The organism is Desulfosarcina sp. (genome assembly GCF_046496365.1).
GTDB lineage: Bacteria > Desulfobacterota > Desulfobacteria > Desulfobacterales > Desulfosarcinaceae > Desulfosarcina.
Genome location: NZ_JAWOHB010000029.1, coordinates 1 through 24,388, shown reverse-complemented (window position 1 = coordinate 24,388; position 24,388 = coordinate 1). Strand labels below are relative to the sequence as shown.

Genomic DNA, 24,388 nt, shown 5'->3' with positions numbered 1-24,388 from the left:
ACGCGCAGAAGGCGCAGCCGGTTTCACAAATGTTGGTGTAGTTGGGATTGGTGTCCACCACAAAAGTGACCACATCGCCCGGAAAACGACGCACCCGTTCGGTGTGGGCCAGGCTCATCAACTGACCCATCGGCAGGTCGGTCAACAGCTCCAGCGCTTGGCGCCGGTCATAGCGCCGGGGGGTATGGGCTGCGGCGATACCTGCGGTCATGGGTCGATCCACGGTGGCCTGTCGGTCCTCAGCGGGCGCATTGAAACAGCGGTGTTCGGTAAAAGGGTTCCATTTCCTGAAAAAACCGATCTTGCCCCTGGATGTCGCTCTCATCCAGGCATCGCCGGATGGCCCCGAAATAACGGCGAATCAGGTCAGGCGCAACATCGAGTGCCCGGGCGGCTTCCCCGACGGCCCCGGCCACAAGACCGGCTTCCTTCTGCTTGAATTCGTCGAGCCAGCGGCCCATGGACCGCTTAAGCCATTGGGGGGCATCCTTTCTGACCACCCATCGGGCAAAGACAAACGGCAGCCGCTGGCGCTCAAACCACACTTGTGACAGATCCGTCACATGGGAAAAACGGCTCCTTCCATCCGTCGCGGCCCCTTGGATCAGGGCCCGATCACCGATCAGCAGTTCAGCGTCCGCTTCACGGCCGGCGTTGACCCGCTGGGGCAGACGATCGAACCCCAGGGTCTGACCCAGGAGCAGATGCAGCAGTTGGACACTGGTCGCCGATTCGCGGGTCACCCGAACGGTATTGGGTGCATGCATCGCTTCAAAGGGGAGGCGGGAAAAAAAAAGCACACTCATGCAAGGCCCTTTGGCCGCTATGCCGAAGGGTCCCAACATTTCGACCCGACCCGCCAGCCGGGCCAGCCCCACGACCGGAACCGGAGCGGCAGCAACCCTGCCCGTCAGCAAGGCCCCGATGCTGGCTTCGGGCACCAAGGGGACGAAATGGCAACCCCGCGGCACCCCCAATTGGCGGTAAGGGGCCATGTTGGCGTAAGGGATCATGCCCAGCGCGACACTCATGGCGCAACCTGCCGCAGTGCAAAGCCTCCGTCGCGCTCAGCAGGTGTGAACCCGGCCGTCACGATGGTCTCCACCATTTTTTCGCGGGCCAGCCCGACCGGTGTGGCGGCGCCGGCCAGATGCGCAATCTTCTCCTCGCTGATGGTTCCGTCCATGTCATCAGCCCCCCAGCTCAAGCCGGCCGCCCCGACTTCGAGGCCGGTCATGGGCCAATAGGATTTCAAATGCGCAACATTGTCCAACACCAAGCGCGAGACAGCCAGCACACTCAGGGTTTCCAGCGGCGTGGGCCCCCGTTGGATGAAGTGGCCGGCGCCGGGCTGAAAAGGCAGGGGAATAAAACAGGAAAACCCACCCGATTGGGCCTGGGCCCGCCGTAGGATCAGCAAATGCTCGACCCGCTCGCCCCAGTTGTCGCCGAAGCCGAATAACATGGTGGCGTTGGTGGGGATCCCCTTGCTGTGGGCCAAGCCGTGGATGCGCAACCAGTCGCCGGGGCTGGTTTTGTTCTTCCAGTGCCGGCGGTAAAGCCGCTCCGAAAAAATCTCCGCCCCACCGCCGGGCATGGCGTTCATACCGGCTGCCTGGAGCTGGTCCAGCACCTGCGATTCGGATAAACCGGCGGTCCGGGCAAAATAGGCAATTTCAACGGCGGTGTAGGATTTGATGTGCAGCTCCGGGAAGCGGTCGCGTAAGCTTCGAACCAGCTGCAGATTACGCTGGAAGGGCCAGATCTGATTCAGCCCGCCGACAATGTGCACTTCAATCGGTTTGAGGCGGGTCACCGTCTCCAGGATCTGCGCTTCCTCGAGCACATAGGCATGGGGCGCGTCTTTGGATGCGGCGTAGTTGCAGAAGGTGCACCCACTGCTGCAGATGTTGGTGGGATTGATCTGCAGGTTGAAGACATAGGTGGCCAGCCGACCGAATCGCTGGCCAATCGTCGCCAGCGCGGCCATCCCGAGCCGGTGCAGCCGCTCGGGGCTGATGGCTTCCGCCAGGCTGTAGGCCTCTTGACGCGAGAGGCGCTCGCAGCGGGCGCCTTTTTCCAGCGCCCGGTCAAACAGGGAAGTGCCCATGGGAAAATGGTTCCTGACTCGCAAAACACTCGCCAACCGGTGTGGGTGTCAGATTCGGCCGGCCGGCAGACCTAACTGCGTCCAGATCCGGTCCACCCGTTTTTCGACCTGCGGGTCGAATTCAACGGGTTTGGGATATCCTGTTTTCCAGCGGGCGTCAATGGCAATGGGAAAATCGAAAATCAACCGATTGCCGGCCACCGTTCGACCGGCTGGATAGAGATCCGCCAATGGATCGAAACGGGTGAACCAGCCCCATAGCACAAGCATCCGGTCGGTTAAGGGAACGTCCGACGAAACGATGATCTGAAACAGGTATTCCCTAGAGGCCGGATGATGGATCAAAGCCTGGCGCACCGGTTCAATATCCCGGCAGGCGTCCTTGACCTGGACAATCAAAAACGCCGGCCCCAGCGCCGTGGTGGCCTGTACGTCCGGGTGCAGATCGACTGGCGCGGGAACATGGCTGGGATGGTCGTTGCGCAGGGGCTTGCCTGCATCCGTGGCCATGAGGATCAACCGGCTGCCGGTATTCATGGCCGGGCCCGTGAAGTCCAGGCTGTCCTGCGCCGTGGGGGCAAGCAGGTGAATGCCGGTTTTCGCATCCAGGTTTCGCCACAGGGCCTGGCTCACCGCCGCCATATCGCGCACATCCACCCCCTGATCCACGGTGATCATCACCTTGGTCAAAGAGACCTGTCCTTCCCCGAGCATGCCCAATGTGTGTTTCAGGGCCTCCTTGGGGTAGCGCTCGTTCACCGACATCACTGCCAGGGCGTGAAAACCGGTTTCCGGGTAGGCCCACAGGTCGACAACGGCAGGCCGGATCATCCTCAACAGCGGCAGGGTCATTGCCTGCAGGGCCTCGCCCATGTAAAAGTCTTCCTGCACCGGCTTGCCGACAACTGTTGCCGGGTAGATGGCATCCTTGCGCGCCAGTATCCGCTGGATTTTGAACACCGGGTAATCGGCGGCATGGGAATAGTGCCCGAAGTGATCGCCGAAAGGCCCTTCCCGCTGCATGTCGCCGGGAGTTACCGTGCCCTCCAAAACAAATTCGGCCCGGGCGGGAATCCGGTGGCCGGTTGACTTGCGGTCGATCACGTCCAGCGGCCGGTTCATCATGTATGCGGCCAGCAGACGTTCGTCGATGCCTTCGGGAAGCGGGGCGACCGCCGCCGCGATCAGCGCCGGCGGCCCGCCCAGAATAACGCTCACCGGCAGAGACCGGTCCATGGCGGCGGCTTTGTGAAAATGGAATCCGCCGCCTTTCTCGATCTGCCAATGCATACCGGTGCTGGAACCATCGAATCGTTGCATTCGGTAGATGCCCGTATTCCCCATGCCGGTTTCCGGGTCCGTGGTGTGCACCAGCGGCAGGGTGAAAAACGGTCCACCGTCTTCGGGCCAGCAGACCAGCACCGGCAGTTTGTTCAGATCGGGTGAGTCGGAAACGGTTTCCAGAACCGGACCATTTTTGACCCTGCGCATCCGGGCTGTGCTAAGGGCCATGAGATCACGACGGGACCTGAAAACAGACTTTATGCCAGGGGGCATCATGGTTTTAGAAAGCCGTAAAATTCGCTGGCCGAGCCCTGCCGGATCTCCGCCAAAGACCAGGTCCGTCCGTCGGCGGGTGCCGAAGAGGTTGGTGACGACGCGGTAAGACGATCCGGCAACGTTTTCGAAGAGCAGGGCCGGTCCGTTGAGAGCCATCACCCGATGCTGGATGATGGTCATCTCCTGGTTGGGGTCTACACGCACCCGGACGCGCGCCAGATCACCAATTTGCTCCAAATGGGCCAGAAAGCCGCGCAGATCTGGGAAACTCAACGGATGTCCTCCCAGGTCCAGACGGATGGTCGGCCCAAAAGGGCCAGCACCCGCTCAACGAAAGCATCCAGCAGGTTATCCATGGAAACGGACTTCGGATCGCGGCCGGCAAACATAAAAAATGGCGGACTCACGGGCATGATTACAGCGCCGGCAGCAGCGGCTTGCCGGGCATTGTTCAGATCGATCAGCGTCAAGGGCGATTCACGCAGGCAGAGAATCAGCGGTCGCCGCTCCTTGAGCTGACAATGCGCGGCACGGGTGATCAGGCTGTCACCCAATCCAGTGGCAATCTGGGCCAGGGTGTGCGCCGAGCAGGGCAGCACCACCATCCCCACGGCCGCAACCGAACCAGACGCCAGGGGTGCGTGTAGATCATCGAATTTGAAAACCCTGGCCGCATGGGATTCAATGCCTTCGATGCCACCGCATTCGGTATCGGCGACTTTTCCGCCCCACCGGCTGACAACCAGGTCCACCGGCCAGGGGGATTTTTCCACCAGCAGCCGGGCGGCGTGGATACCCGTTGCGCCGGTGATCCCTAAGATCAGATGGGGTGTATCCGCTGCTTTGGTCATCTTGTCGCTCCGTTGGCTTGCGCTGCTCATGAAACCATGGTGGTCAGTGCACCGGCAATGCCGGCAAGGGTGGAAATGGGGAAAAACCGCTTGGGTATCGGGATCGCGGGCACATGCATCAGTACAAAAAAGAAGGCCGTCGTAGCCAGCGCCGTCCAGCCCGCCGCACCGCCACCCAGGGCCTGAACCACTGCCGCCAGAATGGCCCACGCCACCAGGTGAACGCCTGCCGCCACCCGCAGGGCACCGTCGGCACCCAGCCAGGCCGGCAGGCTGTGAATGTTGTTTTGCCGGTCATTATCGATATCCAGGAGCGCATAGATGATGTCTGCCCCGCTCAACCAGCAGAAAACGAAGCCTGAAAAAAGGATCACCACCCCTGAAAACTTCAAGTGGCCGGCGGCAGCCACATAGGCGCCCAGCGGTGCCAGGGCCAAACACAGCCCGATGCCAAAATGGCAAAGGGGGGTAAAACGCTTGAGCAGGGAATAACCCAGCAGCGGAACCAGGGGGATCGGCGAAAGGATCAGGCACCACCCACCCAGAGCCCAGCAGGCCAGCAGGTAAACCGCCAGGCCGGAAGCCGCGATAACCAGGGCCGTGGTCAGGGTCATTTTACCGGCCGGCAGCTCCCGGCCGGCGGTACGCGGATTGAGCCGGTCTATCCGTCGATCGAACACCCGGTTCATGGCCATGCCGAATGCGCGGGCGCCTAAAGCGGCGGCTACGATCAGAAGCATGACCCTGGCGGCTGGAAACCGGTTCCCGGCCCCCAGCCAGGCACCGGTGAATATCAGCGGCAGGCTGAAAGCGGTATGCTCAATTTTGGTAAAGTTCAAGACGGTCTGCAGGGTTGATTCTGGTTTCATGGCTGATTGTCTGTTGCGATCAGGGTCAGCTCGCCGACTAAGGCTTCGGCGATGCGGCCCGACACCCAATCGATATGGCTGGCAACATCCTGGCGTCCGCGTTCATCGGCGGCATCGCTGACCCCCTTTAGCATGGCGCACGGAATTCCGTAAAGGTCAGCTGCACGGGCCACCGCAGCTCCCTCCATGTCAGCCAGGTCGGCGATGCCGGCCAGCCGTCTACGCCAACCGGTGTCGAAAACAGGCTGATCATTGGTGACCAGACGAGCCGTCTTCAAGTTTTTGAACCACCGCGTGTCGCAGGCCACAGTCGGTTCTGCCCGGCCGAAGCGGTCGCAGTCACCTTCAACGGCCGAACTCACGCGAAGCAGATCGCCGGCGGACCAGCGGCCGTCCATGGTCAACCGGCCGCACAGGCCGGCGCTGACCAGCATGGTTACCCGGTGGGTCAGCACCAGGTGCGCGGCCGCAAGGGCCGCCGCCACTTTGCCCATGCCGCTGACCACCAGGATGCAAGGCGATCGGCCGGCACCGGGAACTCGAAAAAGCAACAGGGGGTGGACGGCCACGATTTCAGCGGACGTCCGCTCCAGAAAAGGATCCGCTTCCTGCCGGGTGGCATAGACGATGCCAATCATCAGATCACACCGGCGTCCCGAGCCAAGCTTTCCAGCAATTCAATGGCCCGGCAACCCTGTCCGGTCAACTTCAGGCTGAAGTCGTTCACAAAGGTTTGGATATGCGCTTTGATCACCGTAGCGTCCATCTCCTGGGCATACTGGCGGATATACGGCATCGCCTCATCCGGGTTGGTCATGGCCCGCTGGATGCTTGAATTCAAAGCTGCGTCGATCTTCTCGATCAGTGGATCGCCCAGACGCTTCCTGGCGGCGATGCCGCCCAACGGGATGGGCAGGCCCGTCTTGCCTTCCCACCACGCCCCCAAATCGACGATTTGCGTGAATCCGGCGGTTTTGAAGGTAAAACGGCTTTCGTGAATGATCACGCCGCAGTCGACCTCCCCGGAAGCCAGTGCGTCGAAGATCCGGTCATAGGGAACAAAGACGCGCTGGTGGACATCCGGAGCCCACAACCGGAAGAGCAGATGGGCGGTGGTCCACTGTCCGGGCAGCGCCACCCGGCAGTTCCGGATGCCGGTCGGGTCCAACGGCTTTCTGGCGATGAGCACCGGTCCGCAGCCGAATCCCATGGCCGCCCCGCTGTGAAGCAGCCGGTAGCTGTCTTTGACTTCCATCCAGGCATAAAAGGAGAGCTTGGTGACATCGAGCAGCGCGTCCATGGCCAGTCGGTTCAGGGTCTCAACATCGTGCAGCTCCGGCATCAACCCATAGCCGGCAACCCCGACCCACCCGTGGGCAATGGCATTAAACATGAATGTGTCGTTGGGGCAGGGGGAATAGCCGAATGTCAGTTCTTTGACCACGGGACCATCCTATCGGTTGAAAAACGCGCCGATGGTTTCGACGACGTAGGCCTGCTGGGATTCGGTAAGCTCCGGGTATATGGGCAGCGCCAGGGTCTGATTGGCCGCCTGCTCGGAAGCGGGAAAATCGCCGACTCGATGTCCCAGCCCTGCAAAGCATTCCTGCAGGTGCATGGGGACCGGGTAGTAGACCTCGGTTCCGATCCCCTGTTTGCCCAGATAGGTCCGAAGGTCGTCCCGGCCATGATCCACGCGGATGACAAACTGGTTATAGATGTGGCGGCTCTCTTTTTCCACTGGCAGATGGACACGCGCTGTCAGGCCGGCCGACGCAAAAAGCCCCCGGTAGCGTGCGGCGTTTTCCTGGCGCGCGGTGGTCCAACCGTCCAGGTAGTCCAGCTTGACGGCCACGATGGCGGCCTGCAGGGCGTCGAGACGGAAGTTGCCCCCCACCATCTTGTGATAATACTTGGGGTTGGAGCCGTGAACCCGTAAAATTCTCAGCCGCTCGTATACCCCTGAATCGCCGGTGGTTACGATGCCGCCATCCCCAAAAGCCCCCAAATTCTTGGACGGAAAGAAAGAAAAACAACCATAGTCTCCCAGGCTGCCCGCCCGCCGCCCTTTGTATTCAGCGCCGATGGCCTGGGCGGCATCTTCGATGACCACCCAACCGTTGCTGGCCGCCGCATCCAAAATGGGCGCCATGTCGGCGCACTGCCCGTACAGGTGAACCGGGACGATGGCCTTTACCGTTTTCAGGTCGTCGGCGCGCATGGCCCCAAGGGTCGCTTGGAGTCTGTCCGGGGAGAGGTTGTAGGTATCCGGGTCGATGTCGACAAAAACCGGCGTGGCCCCCACCCGTGCGATAGCGCCCGTGGTGGCGAAAAAGGTGTAGGGCGTGGAGATCACTCGGTCGCCCGGTCCGATCCCAGCCGCCATCAGTGACACGATCAGGGCGTCCGTTCCCGATGAAACCCCGACCGCATGGCCGCTTTGGCAATAGTCGGCAATCTTTTTCTCAAGGGCCTCAACGTGCGGTCCCAGAATAAAGTGCTGGCTATCATAAACCTGCCGGGTGACTTCCAGCACCCGCTCCTTCAAGGTGTGGTACTGGGCTTTAAGGTCCAGCAGCGGTACGTTCATGGCGACGATCCTTATATCATGGTTTCGAATGGATGCGCGCTTTGCTCAGTTCCTGGCAAATTGGCGGCTGCGGCCATTATTCCGGCGCCCGTTGATATCGCTGGTGCGCATGGCGCCGGCGGCGTCACTGCAGCGGGTAGAAACGGCGCTATACCCGAAAATGGCGTTGACTTCGCGGACCATGTCCCGACAATAGCGCATACGCAGCGCTTCGTCCATGGAGACGATGACCTCGGCCTGATCCTTGTGGCAGATGTGCACAAACCCCTTGCAGGGGCCCGGATAACGCTTCAGCGTCTGGTGGACCCGTGTCAGGGTTTCCCGGTCGGTAATTTCCGGGTCCACCATCAAACGAACCTCCACGGTCCACGTTTCTTCCGCCTGATCCATTGGAATGATCGCATCGGCGAGAATTTTGACCCCGTTTTCCTCGACCTGGGCCGAGCCCTGGACCAGTACGGCCTGATCCGATGTCAGCAGGTCGGCACACCCCGAGTAGACGGAGGGAAAGACCACCACTTCCACGGTACCGCTTAAGTCTTCCACGGTGACGAAGCCCATGATCTCTTCCTTGCGGGTTCGAATCACCTTGGCGCTGCTGATGGTGCCGCCAATGCGCACCGCACTTTTATCGGCCACCTCGCGAACGCTCAGGGCATCGACATTGGTGAACTTTTCCAACGTTTCCTTGTATCCGTCCAGGGGGTGTCCGGTGACATAAAAGCCCAGCGTCTCTTTTTCCTGCTGCAGCTTCTCACGGCTGTCCCACTCGTCGATGGCGGGAATGACCGGCAGATTGATTGCCAGCTCTTCTCCGGCACCGCCGCCGAACAGACTCATCTGGGCGCTTTTCTTCTCCCTCTGAACGCGCTGTCCATAATCCAGCGCCTCTTCGAGCACCGCCATGAGCCGGGAACGAAAAATTCCCGTGGAATCCAGCGCCCCGCATCGAATCAGGCTTTCCAGCACCCGTTTGTTCACTTTGGTGAGATCCACCCGCTGGAGAAAATCGAAGATGGACGCAAATTCACCGTTTTCTTCACGCTCCTTGATAATCAGGTCTACGGCGGCTTCTCCCACGTTCTTGACTGCCGCCAGGCCAAAGCGTATGCGGCCGTCGACCGCGGTGAAGACGGTGCTGCTCTCGTTGATGTCAGGCGGCAGCACTTCAAGGCTGTGCATCCGGCACTCGTTGATAAACTTGACAACGCCGTCGATGGTGTCGATCTCGCTGGTGAGCAGGGCCGCCATGAACTCGACGGGGAAATGCGCCTTGAGGAAAGCCGTCTGGTAGGCAATCAGCGCATAGGCGGCGCTGTGGGATTTGTTGAAGCCGTATCCACCGAACTTTTCAATCAGATCGAACAGTTCGGTGGCAGTGGCCTGCTCCACCCCGTTTTTTACCGCGCCGCTGACAAACTTCTGCCTGTGTTTGGCCATCAGGGCTTCAATCTTCTTGCCGATGGCCTTGCGCAAACTGTCCGCATCGGCCATGGAATATCCGGCCAGGGTACCGGCGACCTGCATGACCTGCTCCTGGTAGACCATCACCCCGTAGGTTTCCTGCAGGATTGGTTCCAGGGAAGCAACCGGGTAAACCACTTTTTTACGTCCGTGCTTGCGGTCAACGAAGTCATCCACCATGCCGCTGTCCAGCGGTCCGGGACGATAAAGGGCAACCAGTGCGGTAAGATCTTCAAAGGACTCCGGGTGCAGCCGAACCAGTAGATTCTTCATGCCGCTGGATTCAAGCTGAAACACCCCGGTGGTGTCACCGGCCTGGAGCAGGCCAAAGGTTTTTTCATCGTCCAGGGGCAGGTTCAAGAGATCCGGAACCGTTTTTTCCTGGGCGGCGATGCTCTTCAAGGTGTCATCGATTACCGTCAGGTTGCGCAAACCCAGAAAATCAAATTTTACCAGGCCGATATCCTCGACTTTCTTCATATCGAACTGGGTGACCACCTCCCCTTTTTTGCCCTTGTAAAGTGGCAGATACTCAACCAGGGGCCTGTCGCCGATCACCACGCCGGCCGCATGCGTGGACGCATGGCGGGAAAGTCCCTCCAGGGCGCGGCTGATGTCGATCAGTTCGGCGATGCGCGGATCCGACGCCACCATCTCCGCCAGCTTGGGTACCTCATTGAGGGCCTTGTCGATGGTCATTTTCAGGCTGTCGGGAATCAGCTTGGCAATGGTATCCACCTCTGCCAGGGGAAGTCCCAGAGCGCGTCCCACGTCCCTGATCACCAGCTTGGCCTTCATTTTGCCGAAGGTAATGATCTGCGCCACATAATCCCCGCCACCATAGCGTTCGACCACGTAGTTGTAGACGCGCTCCCGTCCGTGGATGCAAAAATCCACATCGATGTCAGGCATACTGATGCGCGACGGGTTCAAAAACCGTTCGAAGATCAGGCCGTGCTCGATGGGGTCCAGATCGGTGATGAACAGGGCGAAGGAGACCAGGCTGCCTGCAGCTGAACCGCGACCGGGACCCACCGGGATGCCGTTCTCCTTGGCGTAGCGGATAAAGTCAGCCACAATGAGAAAATAACCGGGAAAGCCCATCTCTTTAATCGTCTTAAGCTCATATTCCAGCCGATCCCGGTAGACCATTTCGTCCAGATTGGGCTTTTTTTTGCGCACCCCCGCCATGCGGCGTTCATAGCCCTCGCGCACCTGCTGGTCGAATAACTCGTCAGCCGTCTTCCCCGAATCGGCATCGAACTGAGGAAAGTGATAGGTCTTGAAGTCAAACTCGATGTAGCAGCGATCGGCGATGGCCACGGTATTGTCAATGGCCCCGGGAAAGTCGGCAAAATAGCCGTTCATCTCCTCGGGGGATTTGAAATAGAGCTGGTTGGAATCGAAAACGAACCGGTCGGTATCGGCGATGGTCTTTTGGGTCTGGATGCACAAAAGGATCTCGTGGGCCCTGGCATCCTTCTGGTTCAGGTAGTGGCAGTCATTGGTGGCCACCAGGGGAATGCCCAGCCGGCTGCTGAGTTCGACCAGGCCCCGGTTGACCTTTTCCTGGGCCTGAATGCCGTTGTTCTGCAGCTCCAGAAAATAATTTCCCTCGCCAAAAATCTTCTGGTAGTACAGGGCCGCCTCCTCGGCCTTGTCCATCTGGTTGGCCAGAATGAATTGGGGCACGTCACCTTTGAGGCAGGCAGACAGCGCAATGAGGCCTTCGGCGTGGGCGGCCAGCACGGCCTTGTCGATGCGCGGTTTGTAGTAATACCCTTCCATCTGGCCGATGCTGGCCAGCTTGCAAAGATTACGGTAGCCCTGCTGGTTTTCGACCAGCAGCACCAGGTGCCGGACCCCCTCCTTATCCTGGGGGGTTTTGTCGGCAAGCGTGCGCGGCGCCACGTAGCATTCGCAACCGATAATCGGCTTGATTCCCGCTGAATTGGCCTGCTGGTAGAAATCCAATGCCCCGAACATGGTGCCATGGTCGGTAATCGCCACCGCCGGCATACCGAACGCTTTGACTTTTTTAAACAGGTCTCCCAGCCGGATGGCCCCGTCCAGCAGGCTGTATTGCGTGTGGACATGCAAGTGCACGAAATTTGAGGGTGTTGGGGTCATGGTCGCATCAATTGTCGACACGGTAGTTGGGCGCTTCCTTGGTAATGATCACGTCATGGACATGGCTTTCGCGCATGCCGGCCGCGCTGATCTTCACGAAGCGGGCCTTCTGGCGGAGTTCTTCGATGGTCCGACATCCCACATAGCCCATACCGGCCTTGAGCCCACCCATGAGCTGGTGGATGTTGGCGGACAGGGTTCCCCGGTAGGGCACCCGGCCGACAATGCCTTCGGGCACCAGTTTATCATCGGTTTCCTGTTCGGTCTGATAATAGCGATCCTTGCTGCCCTTTTTCATGGCTTCCAGGGATCCCATGCCCCGATAGACCTTGTAGCTGCGGCCCTGGAAGAGAATGGTTTCCCCCGGGCTTTCCTCGGCGCCCGCGAAGAGGCCGCCGATCATGATGGTATGCGCTCCGGCACCGATGGCCTTGGTGATGTCACCGGAAAACTTGATGCCACCGTCGGCCACCAGGGGTACGCCGGTCTTTTCAGACACCTCCCGGCAGTTCATGATGGCCGAAATCTGGGGGACACCGATGCCGGCCACAATGCGCGTGGTGCAGATGGATCCCGGGCCGATACCGATTTTAACGGCATCCACGCCGGCGTCGATCAGTGCCTGGGCGCCTTCACCCGTGCCCACATTGCCGGCGATAAGCTGCATGGCGGGGAAATCCCCCTTGAGGCGTTTGACCGCCCGGATCACGTTGCCCGAATGGCCGTGAGACGTATCGATGACAATGACGTCGGCACCCGCCTTGACCAGGGCCTGCGCCCGGGGCATCATATCCTCGCCGACGCCGATGGCGGCGCCCACCCGCAGGCGGCCCATGGCATCTTTGCAGGCATTGGGGTATTTTTTGATCTTCTCGATGTCCTTGATGGTGATCATTCCGGTCAAGCGCCCGTTTTTGTCTACCACCAACAGTTTTTCGATGCGGTGGACGTGGAGCATCTTCTTGGATTCCTCCAGGCTGATGCCTTCACTTACCGTAACCAGGTTTTTGCTGGTCATCACGTCGCTGACCTTTTTGGTCATGTCCGTTTCGAACCGCAGATCCCGATTGGTGACGATACCGACCAGTTGATCGCCCCGGGTCACCGGAACGCCGGAAATCCGGTAATGGGCCATCAGTTTCATCACCTCTTCAATGGGTCGGTCCGGGCCAATGGTCAGCGGGTCCACGATCATTCCACTTTCCGATTTTTTAACCTGATCCACCTCCATGGCCTGGTTTTTGACGCTCATATTGCGGTGGATAAAACCGAGCCCCCCCTCTCGGGCCATGGTGATCGCCGTCTGTGCTTCGGTCACCGTGTCCATGGCCGCGCTGACGATGGGGATATTCAGGGTCAGTTCACGGGTCAGACGGGTTTGACAGTCGACATCCCTGGGAAGGATGTCAGAATAGCTGGGCACCAGCAGAACATCATCAAAGGAATAGGCTTCCTCCGCGATCGGGTTGGTCATGGGATCCTCCGCATTCATAGGGAAGTGCGCCGAGTCGGCAATGGTGGTTATGGACAACGTCCGTCAGCGGTCCGGCCGGTCCTGCAGACAGGCCGGCAAAGGCCTGAAATCAGGGTTCACAACCGTTCGGCACGCAGTCGACAGCTCCTGGCACGCACGGATCGTGGTGTCATCCGTCCGGAGACCGTGTAAACGCTTCAAGTAACAAATGAGGGGGGCTTTATCAATCATTATTTGGCCGCTTGACACCCCCGGCGGACCGTAATAAACATAGTCCCTTGCCATGCAGAAGCCGCAGCACCGTGGGACGCATGCGAAAATGCGCCGTGTCGTCAAGGGCTGCTGAAATCGTTGCCTTTATATTTGCACAGGAGCCGTAACCCCGTCATGCTGTTTAGCATCAATCCAGACAACCCACAGCAGCGGTTGATCACGCAGGTTGCGGCCATACTCAAGAACGGGGGCCTGATCGCATATCCAACCGACACCTACTACGGCATCGGGTGTGACATCATGAACAAACGGGCCATCGAAAGGATTTACCAGATCAAGCAGCGCGACAGAAACCAGCCATTCAGCTTCATCTGCGCCGACTTGAAAAACATCAGCCAGTATGCCAAGGTGTCCAACTATGCTTACAAGACCATGAAAAGGCTGCTTCCCGGCCCCTACACGTTCATTCTGCCAGGATCCAAGCTGGTCCCCAAAATCATGCTCACCAAACGAAAATCCGCTGGTATCCGTGTTCCCGCCAACAATATCTGTCTCGCCCTGGTCCAGGCCCTGGGCAACCCCGTGATTTCCACCAGTGCAACTGCGCCCGACGGAGAGGTGTTCCACAACGCCTCTTTGATTCACGATCACTTCGGAACCAGACTGGATGCGGTAATTGACGGCGGCCCGGTGTCAGGCATGCCCTCCAGCGTCGTCTCCCTGGAGCAGGAGGTTCCTGAAATCATCCGTCAAGGATTGGGCGACGTCACCTTGTTCTGATGCGCTTGACATTCCACCGGCTTCCGGCAAGAGAACTGTCAGCGCGCGCAACCCCCATGGCACCGACTGAACCCTCCCCTGCGGCAAGCCGCGGGGAGTTCGCTCGCTATCGCGGTTCAGCGACGGTTGAATTGTTTGATAAGGCTGCTGGCCTCTCCCCGATCCAAGTCATCGAGGGCAAAATGAAGGGCCACTTCGGCCAGGTCGGATTTATTTTCGATGGATACCCCGTCAAGCTTCAACTGGTGAAATTTTCGGGTAAACCGGTCAAGCAGGGTTTCAGAGAAATAAAAACCGGCCTTTCTTTTTGGCACCGCCGGTTTGGGCGCCGGACGGCCGGTGGCCACGGAAACCGGATCCATCCGATGTTCATCAAAAAAATCGGGTAGGATCTTGTTGTCTGATGCCGTCATCAATCAACCTTTCTGCCAGTTTTCGATAGTCCCGTGCACCCGAGGCACTATCGGCAAATTCAAAAATACTCTGTCCCACCATCGGCGCCTCGCATAAGCGGACATTGTGGTGGATGGGGTCGCAGATCTGTTTGCGGAACAGACGCCTGAGCCGGTTGTAGATGTCATGACTCTGACGGGTGCGGCGGTCGTACATGGTCGGCAGGATATACTTCAGCCGCAGCGATTTATTCAACTGCTGGACGGACACCAAGTACCCGAAAAAGGTCTTAAGCCCCTCGAGGGCCGGCCCCTGCAGCGCCACCGGGCAGAGCACCTCGTTGGCAGCCATGAGGATATTCACACTCAGAACATCCCACCCGGGTGCACAATCGAAAATCAGGAAATCCAGACCGTCTTTTTTGGGTGTCAGGCTCTGGTGCAATACGGCGTGCCGCCCTTCGCGGGGCTGTTCGCCCAGCCAGTTTTTTAGTTCAACCAGCTTGATACCGCCGGCCAACACCCACAGGTTGTCGCGAGCCGCATGGATAGCCTCTTTTTTCAAGATCGTGCGGCCGTTGCCGTCATGCCCGGTAATGAATTCATACAGGCCGTGGGACGGGGATACACCCAAAAAGGTCGCAGTTTGCGCCTGGGTATCGCAATCCACCAGCAGCACCCGCTTGCCCGCCAGAGCAAGCCCATGAGCCAGGTTCACCGCCGTGGTGGTTTTCCCCACCCCCCCCTTGGCCATCGCCACTGCGATTTTTCGCATCAGATCAGCGTCCCTCTGGCTGGTATCGGTATTCCGCGTAGATATTCGGATGGATGAGCTTGGACATCAGGTTGGAAAGCGGCGATGACATCAGGTAGCGCAGCAGGGAAAGTTTTTCGTCGCGGGCATAAACCGGGACCACTGCACCTTCGATGCCTCCCAATTCACCTGCCCATTGAAGGGCATCTTCGAAGTTTCCAAGGCGGTCCACCAACCCGCGCGCCTTGGCATCTTCACCGGTAAAAATGCGGCCGTCAGCCGCAGCTTCAACCAGAACCCGGTCCATCTTTCTTCCTTCGGCGATGGCCGAAACAAATTGTTCATGAATGCCGTTGGTAATGGCTTGCAATATCTTCCGCTCGTCCGCCTCCATCTCCCGGGTAGGCGAACCGGTATCCTTGTAGGGACCACTTTTGATAACCACCGGAACCAATCCGACCTTGTCCAGCAACTGGCGAAAGTTCGTATATCCCATGATCACGCCGATGCTGCCGGTGATGGTTCCGGGGTTGGCTACGATTCCGTCAGCCGCGCAGGCCACATAATAGCCGCCGGATGCGGCTACGGCGCCCATGGATGCCACCACCTTTTTGGAATCGACCGTTTTTCGGATCTCACGATAAATTTCCTGGGACGGGCCCACAGCACCGCCTGGAGAATCGATGCGGACGACAATGGCTTTGATGTCTTCATCTTCCCGGAATCGGCGGATATTTTCGATGGTATCCCGCGCGTCGGCAATGGCCCCTTCGATTTCAACAACCCCGACCGCCTCGCCTCCGAAGTCGCCGCCCACCCTTCCCATCCACATCAGCATACCCATCACGCCAAGGACCAGCACGGTGAAAATGGAAAAGGCGCTCAGCAGGAAAAAAAGGTAGGGATGGCGTCGGGTAAACATGGCACGTTCCTTTGTTGGAGAAGCCCCCCGTCTGGAGCGGACAGCCGGCCAAGGTATTCACGGAACCCAAAAGGATGCATCCAACAGAGACGTCGGAATGTATGCCGTGAACGACAGCGGCCGTGCGACCGTTTTCCGTGACGGATTACAAAAATGCCGGCGGGCCCTTGTCAGGCAACCCGCCGGCATCAATGGTCGCATCAATGGGTCTATTGTTCGTCGTTGTTGAGCTTTTCCTGCAGGTTCTCACGAAGAATTTCGCCGAAACTGGAGGTTGCCGGACCCATATTGCTAACGTAATCAGTCAGCAGTTCCTGGTCGTCTTCCATATCAAGCCGTTTGATGGAAAGACCGATGCGCCGCTCTTCACTGTTGATGTTCATGACTTTGGCGGTCAGCATCTGCCCGACCTCAAACTGGCCCACGGGTGTCTTGACTTTCTCTTTGCTGATCTCGGAAACATGCACCAGCCCTTCTATGCCCTCTTCCAGTTCCACAAAAACGCCGAAATCCGTGACGTTGGTGACGGTGCCGGTGATCTCCTTACCCACTTCATAGCGCTCGGCGACCGTATCCCAAGGATCGGACTGCAGCTGCTTGACACCTAAAGAGAAGCGCTCCTGGTCCTTATCGATCTCCAGCACGATGGCTTGAATCAGGTCACCCTTTTTGTAAATTTCCGACGGGTGTTTGATCCGTTTGGTCCAGGAAATATCGGATATATGGATCAGGCCGTCAATGCCCTCATCGATTCCGATGAACAGTCCAAAATCGGTGATATTCTTTATTTTCCCCTCAATGGTGGTTCCCACCGGGTATTTGTCGCTGATCACGTCCCATGGATTGGGCGCGGCCTGTTTCATGCCCAGGGAAATCCGTCGGTTTTCCGGTTTGATATCCAGCACGAGCGCGTCCACGATCTCCCCCACCGAGACCACCTTGGAGGGATGGCGAACCTTGCGTGTCCAGGACATTTCCGATACATGAATCAGGCCCTCGATGCCCTCTTCCAGTTCTACAAAGGCACCGTAATCGGTCAGACTGACCACCTTGCCGCTGATGCGGGACCCCACCGGGTACTTTTGGATGGCGCTGGCCCAGGGATCCTCGCTGAGCTGTTTCATTCCCAGAGAAACACGCTCACGCTCCAGGTCCAGACTCAGAATCTTGACGTTGATCTCGTCGCCCACCTTGAAGAGCTCGGACGGGTGTTTTACCCGGCCCCAGGAGATGTCGGTGATGTGCAGCAGTCCGTCCACACCGCCCAGGTCAACAAACACACCATACTCGGTAAGATTTTTGACGATACCGGCAACCACCTTGCCCTCATGAATGGAGGCCAGCGTCTTGGTCCGTTTGGACTCGCGCTCTTCTTCGAGGAGCGCCCGTCGGGAAAGCACTATATTGCTGCGTTTACGGTTGTATTTCAGAATTTTGAAGTCGAATTCCTTGCCGACCATGTCATCCAGGTTGCGGATGGGGCGCAGGTCCGCCTGGGACCCGGGCAGGAATGCCAGAACGCCGATATCCACGGAAAAACCACCCTTGACGCGGTTGGTGATGGTACCGGTGATGGTTTCGTCGGCCTCGTGACGGTTCTTGATGTCATCCCAGACCTTGACTTTCTCGGCTTTTTCCTTGGAAAGAACGACCACTTCGTTCTCGTCGTCCCACCACTCCACCATCACCTCGACCGTGTCGCCCACCTTCGCAGTGACTTCGCCCTCCACTTCGAATTCCCGAATTCGGATCTGGCCTTCGGATTTGTAGCCGATGTCCACCAGAACGTGGTCTTTGTCTACGGAAATGATCTTTCCCTTGACCACCTCACCCTCGGCAAAGCGTTTGAAGCTCTCTTCGTACATATCCATGAGCTCGGCCATGCTCTCACCGGTAACACTGTCTTTTTCGATCTCTTCGTCTGTTGATTCGTTGTTTAAAAAGTTGTCCATGGACTGATAATTACCCCCTTAGCCGCTTTTTTATTTACTGCCAATGCCATCGCATGCAGTATAGCCTGGTGATACTATAGAAAGGCAGGACAAAATGCAATGATTTATTTGTCGATGGTTTCAGGATAAACGCCTGATCGGGTGCATGGATGCTCGGGGCCTGGTTACATCGGGATTTAAATCACCCCCCCAATTGATGGACATGCGCCATCATCCGTACGACAACCTGTTTTGCAGTCATGGCGGTCGAATCGATCCTGACCGCGTCCTTGGCGGGCTTGAGGGGCGCAACTTCCCGGTTGCGGTCGTTTTCATCCCGTCGGCGGATATCATGCTCGATCTGTTCGTACGTCTGTTCATTTGCCTGGCCGTATTGCGTAAAACGGCGCAGGGCCCGCTGCCGCACCGTGGCATCCAGAAAAAACTTAAGGTCCGCGTCGGGAAAGACGACCGTTCCCATATCTCGACCTTCAGCCACCAGACCCTTGGCACGTCCCATTTTACGTTGAATATCCAAAAGCGCCTCTCTGACGGCCGGACGGGCCGAGACCGTCGATGCCAGCATGGTGATCTCCGGTGAACGGATATGCGCCGATATGTCCACACCGTTGGAAAGCAGGCGGTCTTCTTCGATGCTCAGTTGCAATGCCTTGCAGACAACGCCGAGCTGCTGATCATCGTTCGGTGAGATGCCGGCCTGGCGAACCGCAAAGGCCACTGACCGGTATAAACTCCCGGTATCCAGGTAGCGGTAGCCCAGTTCCCGGGCCAGCATCTGGCTGACCGTGGTCTTGCCTGCACCGGCAGGCCCGTCTATGGTGATCAGCAGCAATGATTTTGCGGTCATCGAGCGCTTCCCGTAAAGGCATTCATGGGGATTGGCTATTTGGCAAGGACGGTTTCAAGCGCCTCCAGAAATCGCCGGTTTTCATTTTCAAGCCCCACATTGATGCGAATATAGTCAGGGAATCCATAGGCACGCATGGATCTGACGATGACACCCTGCCGGAGCATGTTTTCGAACACGATGTCGGCCGGCTGTCCCACGTCGATGAGAAAAAAATTGGCTTCGCTTTTAAAATAGGTCAGGCCCAGCCCCTCCAAGCCGGCATACAGTGCGTCCAGTCCACGATGTACCAGATCGAGCGTCCGATGCAGGAAGGCCCGGTCGTCCAGGGCGGCAACCGCCGCCGCCTGAGCCAGGGCATTAACGTTGAAAGGCTGCCGGATGCGGTGCAGCACCTCGGCCAACATGGCCGGCATGATGCCGTATCCCACCCTCAACCCGGCAAGGCCGTATGCTTTGGAAAAGGTGCGCAGGGTCACCACCGGACGGTCCACGTCCGAGGGCCGCCCGGTTTTCAGGCAATCGGCATTTCTGGCGAACTCGATATAGGCCTCATCCACAACCACCACCACACCGTCCGGCAGGCGGGCCATGAACCGGTCAAACGCCTTCTGGGTCACCACCGTGCCGGTGGGATTGTTGGGATTGCAGATAAAGACCAAGCGGGTGTCGGCGGTCACCCGCCCCACCATGGCGTCAAGATCCATGACCATGGATTTAAGGGGCACGGATTCAACTACGGCGCCGGCGGCGCTGGCCGTTATCGTATACATGAGAAACGAGGGCTGGGGCACAACCACCTGGTCGCCGGGCCTGACCAGGGCACGCACCAGCAAGGCGATGATATCGTCCGAACCGTTGCCGATCACCACATTTTCCGGCGCAACGCCGCATGCCTCGGCTAGTTTGTGTGTCAGCAGATGGCCGGCACCGTCCGGATAGCGATGAAGGCGGGTTAAACCGTTTCGAATGGCAGCCAGCGCCATCGGAGAAGGCCCCAGGGGGTTTTCGTTGGACGCCAGCTTAACCGAATTTTGAATACCGTATTCTCGTTCCAGGGCCTCGATCGGCTTGCCGGGAACGTAGGGTTCGATGGCTTGAATGTAATCGGGAATCGTCAATTTCATGAATAATCACCGGGTAAACAAAACAGCCGGGCGCTTGGCCCGGCCGATGCGGCATGCATGTCAGCGTGCAAAGCAATCAGCACGACATGTGGGTTGGGTCTATTGCCGGGCGGCCTTTTCGCCGGCGGCAACGGCCTCCATGTTCAAAGGAATCAGTTTGGGTTTCTTGCTGAACTCTTCTGCGATGCAGTGCTTGAGGGTTTCCATGGAAACGATGGCGCTTCGCGCCACGAAGGCAGACAGCGCCACGATGTTGGCCGCCTTGACGCTGCCTAATTCTTTGGCGATTTCCACCACCGGGACACGCAGCTCATCCACATCGTCACGTTGCGATCCGAAGCCGATCAGTGAGCTGTTGATAAAAACGATGCCGCCTTTTTTTACCGTAGGCGCAAATTTTTCAAGGGAGGGTCCGTTCATGGCAATCAGGTGCAGCGGATTCTTGATGATCGGCGAACCGATGGGCCGATCGCTGATCACCACCGTGCAGTAGGCCGTGCCGCCCCTCATTTCAGGTCCGTAGGACGGCACCCAGGCCACTTCGAAGCCCTCCTCCATGGCAGCATGGGCCAGAATCTTACCGATTAACAGTATGCCCTGTCCACCGAATCCGGCAAACATGATTTCGCTTTGCATCGTGCCTCCTTCAGTCGCGTCCGGCAATGCGGGATAATGGTTTCAAACCGGAACCTTGTAGTCCCCGGGCTGATAGTATGCCAGCAGGGTCTTTTCGGTCCAGTCGACTGCTTCCTTGGGGGTCATTCCCCAGTTGGTGGGGCAGGTGCTGACCACTTCGACGAGGCTGAAGCATTTATTCTCCAGTTGGTACGTAAATGCCTGTTTGATCGCTTTTTTGGCCTTGGTGATGTACTTGGGTCGGATCACCGTCTGCCGGCTGATGTAAGCCGGCGTCTGCAGCGCGGCCAGCAGTTCGGCCATCTTGATGGGCATACCCACATCCTCGACCTTTCTGCCGAAGGGCGAAGTACTGGTGCGCTGGCCCGGCATGGTGGTGGGTGCCATCTGGCCGCCGGTCATCCCGTAAATGGCGTTATTGACGAAAATGGTGGTGAACTTCTCACCCCGGTTGGCCGCGTGGATGATTTCTCCCATGCCGATGCTGGCCAGGTCACCATCACCCTGGTAGGTGAATACCATCAGGTCGGGTCGTACCCGCTTGATGCCGGTGGCCATGGCCGGGGCGCGGCCATGGGCCGCCTCCTGGAAATCGAAATTGAAGTAGTTGTAGGCCAATACGGCGCAGCCGACAGGTGCGATGCCCACCGTCCGTTCCCGGATACCGAGTTCATCGATGGTCTCGGCCACCAGCCGATGGATCACACCGTGGGTGCATCCCGGGCAGTAGTGGGTATGGGTGTCAGACAGGGACTCTGGTTTCTTGAACGTCTTTCCCATTATCGTTGTACTCCTTGCTTGTGTGCCTGCAATCCGTTGATGAACTGGTAAAAAGTCGCTTATCGGAGGGTGCCGTCATCCGCTGCGGATCAACGGTCAATCAGGCAATCCGTTGCCTGACCACCTCGATGACTTCTTCGGGGGTGGGGATATCTCCGCCGCATTTACCGTACCAGCTGACTGGAACGCGGCCCATGACGCAGCAGGCCACATCCTCCACCATCTGCCCCATGCTCATCTCGATGCTCAATACATGCGTACAAGACGACTTGAACGCCGCATCGGCCACAGCTTTATCGGGAAACGGGAAAAGCGTCTGGGGGCGGATCATCCCCACTTCGATGCCTTCCGCCTTCAACTGGTCGATGGCCGTTCGGCAAACCCGGCTCATGGTACCGTAGCTGACGATGAGTCCCCGGTAGGCTCCCCCGGTATTGTAGGATTCAAAGCGCACCTCTTCGGCACGCATGCGGTCGTATTTGGCCTTGAGGGTCAGGTTGTTGTCGTTGAGCTGCACCGGGTCAAGGAAAAGGGATTTGACCAGGTTGCGGGTTTTGCACTTGCGGTGTGCCATCCCGTTGGTAGCCCAGGCGTCCTTGTTGGAGGGTTCGGATTTCAGGTTGTCGGGAAACTCGACCGGCTCCATCATCTGCCCGATGAGACCGTCACCGAGAATCATGACCGGATTGCGGTATTTTTCAGCCAGGGGGAAGGCCTGCATCACCATTTCAACCGCCTCCTGGACGCTGGCCGGCGCCATCACCAGCAGTCGGCAATCTCCATGGCCGATGCCTTTGGTAGCCTGAAGATAATCCGCCTGGGAAGGTAAAATACCTCCCAACCCCGGTCCGCCGCGCATGATGTTCACAAAGACAGCCGGGCACTGGGCCGCGGCGATATAGCTGATGGCCTCACTCATCAGGCTGATACCCGGACTGGAGGAGGTGGTAAACACCCGCTCACCGGCACCGGAGGCCCCGAAAAGCATATACCCTACAGCCACCTCACTCTCTCCTTGTAAAAATACCCCGCCCACCTCGGGCATGCGACGGACCAGATATTCGGCCACTTCGGACTGCGGGGTGATGGGATAGGCGAAGTAGTTCAGGCAACCGGCCCTGATGGCTGCTTCACCGATGGCCTCGTTGCCCTTCATCAATACCTTTGCCATGGTGCTCCTCCATTTACCGCCCTTAGGCGTTGGGTTCTTCTGTTTGTGTAATCGTAATGGCCACATCCGGACACATGATGCAGCACATGGTGCAGTGGATGCAATCTTCAGGTCGCGCCTGAAATGCCGGGTAGTAGCCCTTCGCGTTCACATCGGGAGAAATTTCGAGCACATTTTTGGGACAGACGGTGATACACAGGCCGCAGCCTTTGCACCGATCCTTCTCGATGTTGTGATGATACGCCATTGATCGCTGCTCCTTATCGCCTGGGAATCGTGTTCCTGGCAAAACCGGCGATGTCATGTGGGTTCATGAATCGGCCGTATGTCGATGGTTGATATTCTACTTTACCCTTACGGCTCAAGGGCCCGATGGGCCGTTCAAGCGATTTTCACCGATGGATCCAACATTTCCGGCTGCTTCCAGGGTGGGACCAGCTGCCGCCTGAGCGCCAATACCGGGCAGTGGATATCCTTTTTATCCAGCCGGGTCAACAGCAGCGCGGGTGCGGTAATGAATACCAAGGGGATGTTGCCGGCCTCGGCCACCTGTCTGGAAAAGTCGTACCCCTCCAGAATAGTCGCCTCAGTGGTCTCTTCCATCACGTTGGCGTTGCCCACGATCCCGGTTATCATCATTTTGGCCTTGGCCTCGATCGCTTTCCGGACCATCAGGCAGCCGCTTACCGAACCGGTGTAAGGGCGATGGGGATTGATCACCTGCAGGACATGCACCGTCTTGCCCAGCAATGCATCGCCCAGCGCACCCAAAACCGTAGCACCCACGTCGTCACCGCCCACATCCAGCAGCATCAGACCCGTCGGTTTTCTCAACATGCCCGAAACCGCGGGGGTCAGGATGGGCAGATCCGCCTGCATGTATTCAACGGGAGGCAGCACCACGTCGATACCCAAGCGATTCAAAGCCTGGCGCGCCTCACGGCTCCTGAAATAAGGGTTCACCAGATCGAGATCCGCCAGTCGAACAGCCACACCCTTGGCGTTCATGTGCACGGCCAGGTTGATGGCTACTTCTGTTTTTCCACTGCCGTATGCACCGACAATGATGACGATTCCCGTGAGTTCCAGTTCCAAATGACGATGGGTCCTTTTTGAATTTATTGAACGACGCCGGCCGGCAAAGGCGAAAACATGCCCGAAGATGTCGGGATGTTTCGGCCAGCCACACTAAGAACCAAACAAAAAGAACTTATCTATTTATAAATTCCTTTGGTGTCAAGGGGTTTGGGCGCTATGGATGGATTTCACCTTTAACTGGCGGATGCGGTGTGTTAAAAACAACCCTGATTGCTCCACACACACTGAAACCCGGCATCAGCCAAGGAAGACGGCGCCGTCCGATAATCGACTGTTTACCAGTTCATCAAGGAATGATCCCAATGACAGCGGTAAAAACGGGTCTAAGCGTTTTATCAGAATCAGCGCCCCGATCATTGAAGCACCAGCGCATGGGACTGCTGTGTAATCCGGCATCGGTGGGGTAGAGCTTGCGTCCTGACTGTGCATAGGCCAAGAGCGCATAGGCCGCCGCAAACAGTGCCCACCCGCAGATTGGGTCGCTAAAATAGCCCTGCGTGTAAGGCCAGGCCATCGTCGCCAGGCCGAACAGCAGCGCCGTGGCGATCGACGTGGGCCGTGACCAACCGAGCCGGCGGCCGGTGCGAAACAGCAACGCACCCGTCCATGCCGTGACCAACGGGTTGAGCAGGAGTGCCGATGCGCATCGTGTTCACCACGACGGCATG

The 24,388-nt window shown here is 58.3% G+C and carries 22 protein-coding genes and 1 pseudogene; 1 reads left to right on the top strand and 22 read right to left on the bottom strand.

Annotation, left to right across the window (positions count from 1 at the left end; genetic code table 11):
- The 11 genes and pseudogenes from R6V78_RS01835 to guaB form a co-directional block, all read right to left on the bottom strand.
- Positions 1 to 211: pseudogene (locus R6V78_RS01835) on the bottom strand (dehypoxanthine futalosine cyclase); the annotation flags it as partial.
- Positions 212 to 239: 28 nt separating this feature from the next.
- Positions 240 to 1,031, bottom strand: a complete 792-nt coding sequence (locus tag R6V78_RS01830; protein ID WP_410287616.1) for an MqnA/MqnD/SBP family protein — start codon at positions 1,029 to 1,031, stop codon at positions 240 to 242.
- A complete protein-coding gene (locus R6V78_RS01825) occupies positions 1,028 to 2,110 on the bottom strand; it encodes a radical SAM protein (protein WP_410287615.1) in 1,083 nt (360 codons plus the stop codon). The genes R6V78_RS01830 and R6V78_RS01825 overlap by 4 nt, the downstream gene beginning before the upstream one ends.
- A gap of 48 nt (positions 2,111 to 2,158) precedes the next feature.
- On the bottom strand, positions 2,159 to 3,943 hold the full coding sequence (locus R6V78_RS01820) for a UbiD family decarboxylase (RefSeq protein WP_410287614.1): 1,785 nt from the start codon (positions 3,941 to 3,943) through the stop codon (positions 2,159 to 2,161).
- Positions 3,940 to 4,521, bottom strand: coding sequence for a UbiX family flavin prenyltransferase (locus R6V78_RS01815; RefSeq protein WP_410287613.1), 582 nt, complete (start codon positions 4,519 to 4,521; stop codon positions 3,940 to 3,942). The genes R6V78_RS01820 and R6V78_RS01815 overlap by 4 nt, the downstream gene beginning before the upstream one ends.
- A gap of 26 nt (positions 4,522 to 4,547) precedes the next feature.
- Positions 4,548 to 5,390, bottom strand: coding sequence for a UbiA-like polyprenyltransferase (locus R6V78_RS01810; RefSeq protein WP_410287612.1), 843 nt, complete (start codon positions 5,388 to 5,390; stop codon positions 4,548 to 4,550).
- The gene (locus tag R6V78_RS01805; RefSeq protein WP_410287611.1) at positions 5,387 to 6,028 is read right to left on the bottom strand and encodes a hypothetical protein; all 642 of its coding nucleotides are present in this window, start codon (positions 6,026 to 6,028) and stop codon (positions 5,387 to 5,389) included. The genes R6V78_RS01810 and R6V78_RS01805 overlap by 4 nt, the downstream gene beginning before the upstream one ends.
- Positions 6,028 to 6,834: a 1,4-dihydroxy-6-naphthoate synthase gene (locus tag R6V78_RS01800; protein ID WP_410287610.1), complete on the bottom strand. Its 807-nt coding sequence runs from the start codon at positions 6,832 to 6,834 to the stop codon at positions 6,028 to 6,030. Before R6V78_RS01800 ends, R6V78_RS01805 begins: the two co-directional genes overlap by 1 nt.
- A 9-nt stretch (positions 6,835 to 6,843) precedes the next feature.
- Entirely contained in the window at positions 6,844 to 7,980 is a 1,137-nt protein-coding gene (locus R6V78_RS01795) for a DegT/DnrJ/EryC1/StrS family aminotransferase (protein ID WP_410287609.1), read from the bottom strand.
- Positions 7,981 to 8,025: 45 nt separating this feature from the next.
- The gene (gene dnaE, locus R6V78_RS01790; protein WP_410287608.1) at positions 8,026 to 11,595 is read right to left on the bottom strand and encodes a DNA polymerase III subunit alpha; all 3,570 of its coding nucleotides are present in this window, start codon (positions 11,593 to 11,595) and stop codon (positions 8,026 to 8,028) included.
- On the bottom strand, positions 11,582 to 13,048 hold the full coding sequence (gene guaB / locus R6V78_RS01785) for an IMP dehydrogenase (protein WP_410287607.1): 1,467 nt from the start codon (positions 13,046 to 13,048) through the stop codon (positions 11,582 to 11,584). The genes dnaE and guaB overlap by 14 nt, the downstream gene beginning before the upstream one ends.
- 387 nt (positions 13,049 to 13,435) lie before the next feature.
- Between guaB and R6V78_RS01780 the strand changes: the two genes are divergently transcribed.
- The gene (locus R6V78_RS01780) at positions 13,436 to 14,041 is read left to right on the top strand and encodes an L-threonylcarbamoyladenylate synthase (protein ID WP_410287606.1); all 606 of its coding nucleotides are present in this window, start codon (positions 13,436 to 13,438) and stop codon (positions 14,039 to 14,041) included.
- 116 nt (positions 14,042 to 14,157) lie between these two features.
- On the opposite strand, the gene R6V78_RS01775 is transcribed toward R6V78_RS01780, so the two are convergent.
- From R6V78_RS01775 to R6V78_RS01725, 11 genes are all read right to left on the bottom strand, one after another.
- Entirely contained in the window at positions 14,158 to 14,403 is a 246-nt protein-coding gene (locus tag R6V78_RS01775; RefSeq protein WP_410287605.1) for a hypothetical protein, read from the bottom strand.
- A 10-nt stretch (positions 14,404 to 14,413) separates the two neighbouring features.
- Positions 14,414 to 15,208, bottom strand: coding sequence for a ParA family protein (locus R6V78_RS01770; protein WP_410287604.1), 795 nt, complete (start codon positions 15,206 to 15,208; stop codon positions 14,414 to 14,416).
- 4 nt (positions 15,209 to 15,212) lie between these two features.
- Positions 15,213 to 16,109, bottom strand: coding sequence for a signal peptide peptidase SppA (sppA, locus tag R6V78_RS01765; RefSeq protein WP_410287603.1), 897 nt, complete (start codon positions 16,107 to 16,109; stop codon positions 15,213 to 15,215).
- A 209-nt stretch (positions 16,110 to 16,318) separates the two neighbouring features.
- On the bottom strand, positions 16,319 to 18,061 hold the full coding sequence (locus tag R6V78_RS01760) for a 30S ribosomal protein S1 (protein ID WP_410287602.1): 1,743 nt from the start codon (positions 18,059 to 18,061) through the stop codon (positions 16,319 to 16,321).
- Between the two features lie 181 nt (positions 18,062 to 18,242).
- On the bottom strand, positions 18,243 to 18,908 hold the full coding sequence (cmk, locus tag R6V78_RS01755) for a (d)CMP kinase (RefSeq protein WP_410287601.1): 666 nt from the start codon (positions 18,906 to 18,908) through the stop codon (positions 18,243 to 18,245).
- Between the two features lie 35 nt (positions 18,909 to 18,943).
- Positions 18,944 to 20,035 (bottom strand): histidinol-phosphate transaminase, encoded by a 1,092-nt coding sequence (gene hisC, locus R6V78_RS01750; RefSeq protein ID WP_410287600.1) that lies wholly within the window; start codon positions 20,033 to 20,035, stop codon positions 18,944 to 18,946.
- A 99-nt stretch (positions 20,036 to 20,134) separates the two neighbouring features.
- Positions 20,135 to 20,671 (bottom strand): 2-oxoacid:acceptor oxidoreductase family protein, encoded by a 537-nt coding sequence (locus R6V78_RS01745; protein ID WP_410287599.1) that lies wholly within the window; start codon positions 20,669 to 20,671, stop codon positions 20,135 to 20,137.
- Between the two features lie 42 nt (positions 20,672 to 20,713).
- A complete protein-coding gene (locus R6V78_RS01740; RefSeq protein WP_410287598.1) occupies positions 20,714 to 21,451 on the bottom strand; it encodes a thiamine pyrophosphate-dependent enzyme in 738 nt (245 codons plus the stop codon).
- A 100-nt stretch (positions 21,452 to 21,551) separates the two neighbouring features.
- Positions 21,552 to 22,622: a 3-methyl-2-oxobutanoate dehydrogenase subunit VorB gene (vorB, locus tag R6V78_RS01735; RefSeq protein WP_410287597.1), complete on the bottom strand. Its 1,071-nt coding sequence runs from the start codon at positions 22,620 to 22,622 to the stop codon at positions 21,552 to 21,554.
- Between the two features lie 22 nt (positions 22,623 to 22,644).
- Positions 22,645 to 22,869, bottom strand: coding sequence for a ferredoxin family protein (locus R6V78_RS01730; protein WP_410287596.1), 225 nt, complete (start codon positions 22,867 to 22,869; stop codon positions 22,645 to 22,647).
- Between the two features lie 134 nt (positions 22,870 to 23,003).
- The gene (locus tag R6V78_RS01725; RefSeq protein WP_410287595.1) at positions 23,004 to 23,717 is read right to left on the bottom strand and encodes a cobalamin biosynthesis protein CbiA; all 714 of its coding nucleotides are present in this window, start codon (positions 23,715 to 23,717) and stop codon (positions 23,004 to 23,006) included.
- Positions 23,718 to 24,388 lie beyond the last annotated feature (671 nt).

What these genes read in the sequence shown, in the direction of transcription:
- guaB (WP_410287607.1), bottom strand. Translation starts at nt 13,048, where the DNA reads ATGACCAACCCGATCGCGGAGGAAGCCTATTCCTTTGATGATGTTCTG.
- R6V78_RS01770 (WP_410287604.1), bottom strand. Translation starts at nt 15,208, where the DNA reads ATGCGAAAAATCGCAGTGGCGATGGCCAAGGGGGGGGTGGGGAAAACC.
- hisC (WP_410287600.1), bottom strand. Translation starts at nt 20,035, where the DNA reads ATGAAATTGACGATTCCCGATTACATTCAAGCCATCGAACCCTACGTT.
- cmk (WP_410287601.1), bottom strand. Translation starts at nt 18,908, where the DNA reads ATGACCGCAAAATCATTGCTGCTGATCACCATAGACGGGCCTGCCGGT.
- R6V78_RS01795 (WP_410287609.1), bottom strand. Translation starts at nt 7,980, where the DNA reads ATGAACGTACCGCTGCTGGACCTTAAAGCCCAGTACCACACCTTGAAG.
- R6V78_RS01815 (WP_410287613.1), bottom strand. Translation starts at nt 4,521, where the DNA reads ATGACCAAAGCAGCGGATACACCCCATCTGATCTTAGGGATCACCGGC.
- sppA (WP_410287603.1), bottom strand. Translation starts at nt 16,109, where the DNA reads ATGTTTACCCGACGCCATCCCTACCTTTTTTTCCTGCTGAGCGCCTTT.
- R6V78_RS01775 (WP_410287605.1), bottom strand. Translation starts at nt 14,403, where the DNA reads ATGGATCCGGTTTCCGTGGCCACCGGCCGTCCGGCGCCCAAACCGGCG.
- R6V78_RS01740 (WP_410287598.1), bottom strand. Translation starts at nt 21,451, where the DNA reads ATGGGAAAGACGTTCAAGAAACCAGAGTCCCTGTCTGACACCCATACC.
- R6V78_RS01745 (WP_410287599.1), bottom strand. Translation starts at nt 20,671, where the DNA reads ATGCAAAGCGAAATCATGTTTGCCGGATTCGGTGGACAGGGCATACTG.
- R6V78_RS01730 (WP_410287596.1), bottom strand. Translation starts at nt 22,869, where the DNA reads ATGGCGTATCATCACAACATCGAGAAGGATCGGTGCAAAGGCTGCGGC.
- R6V78_RS01825 (WP_410287615.1), bottom strand. Translation starts at nt 2,110, where the DNA reads ATGGGCACTTCCCTGTTTGACCGGGCGCTGGAAAAAGGCGCCCGCTGC.
- R6V78_RS01810 (WP_410287612.1), bottom strand. Translation starts at nt 5,390, where the DNA reads ATGAAACCAGAATCAACCCTGCAGACCGTCTTGAACTTTACCAAAATT.
- R6V78_RS01830 (WP_410287616.1), bottom strand. Translation starts at nt 1,031, where the DNA reads ATGAGTGTCGCGCTGGGCATGATCCCTTACGCCAACATGGCCCCTTAC.
- R6V78_RS01760 (WP_410287602.1), bottom strand. Translation starts at nt 18,061, where the DNA reads ATGGACAACTTTTTAAACAACGAATCAACAGACGAAGAGATCGAAAAA.
- vorB (WP_410287597.1), bottom strand. Translation starts at nt 22,622, where the DNA reads ATGGCAAAGGTATTGATGAAGGGCAACGAGGCCATCGGTGAAGCAGCC.
- R6V78_RS01780 (WP_410287606.1), top strand. Translation starts at nt 13,436, where the DNA reads ATGCTGTTTAGCATCAATCCAGACAACCCACAGCAGCGGTTGATCACG.
- R6V78_RS01805 (WP_410287611.1), bottom strand. Translation starts at nt 6,028, where the DNA reads ATGATTGGCATCGTCTATGCCACCCGGCAGGAAGCGGATCCTTTTCTG.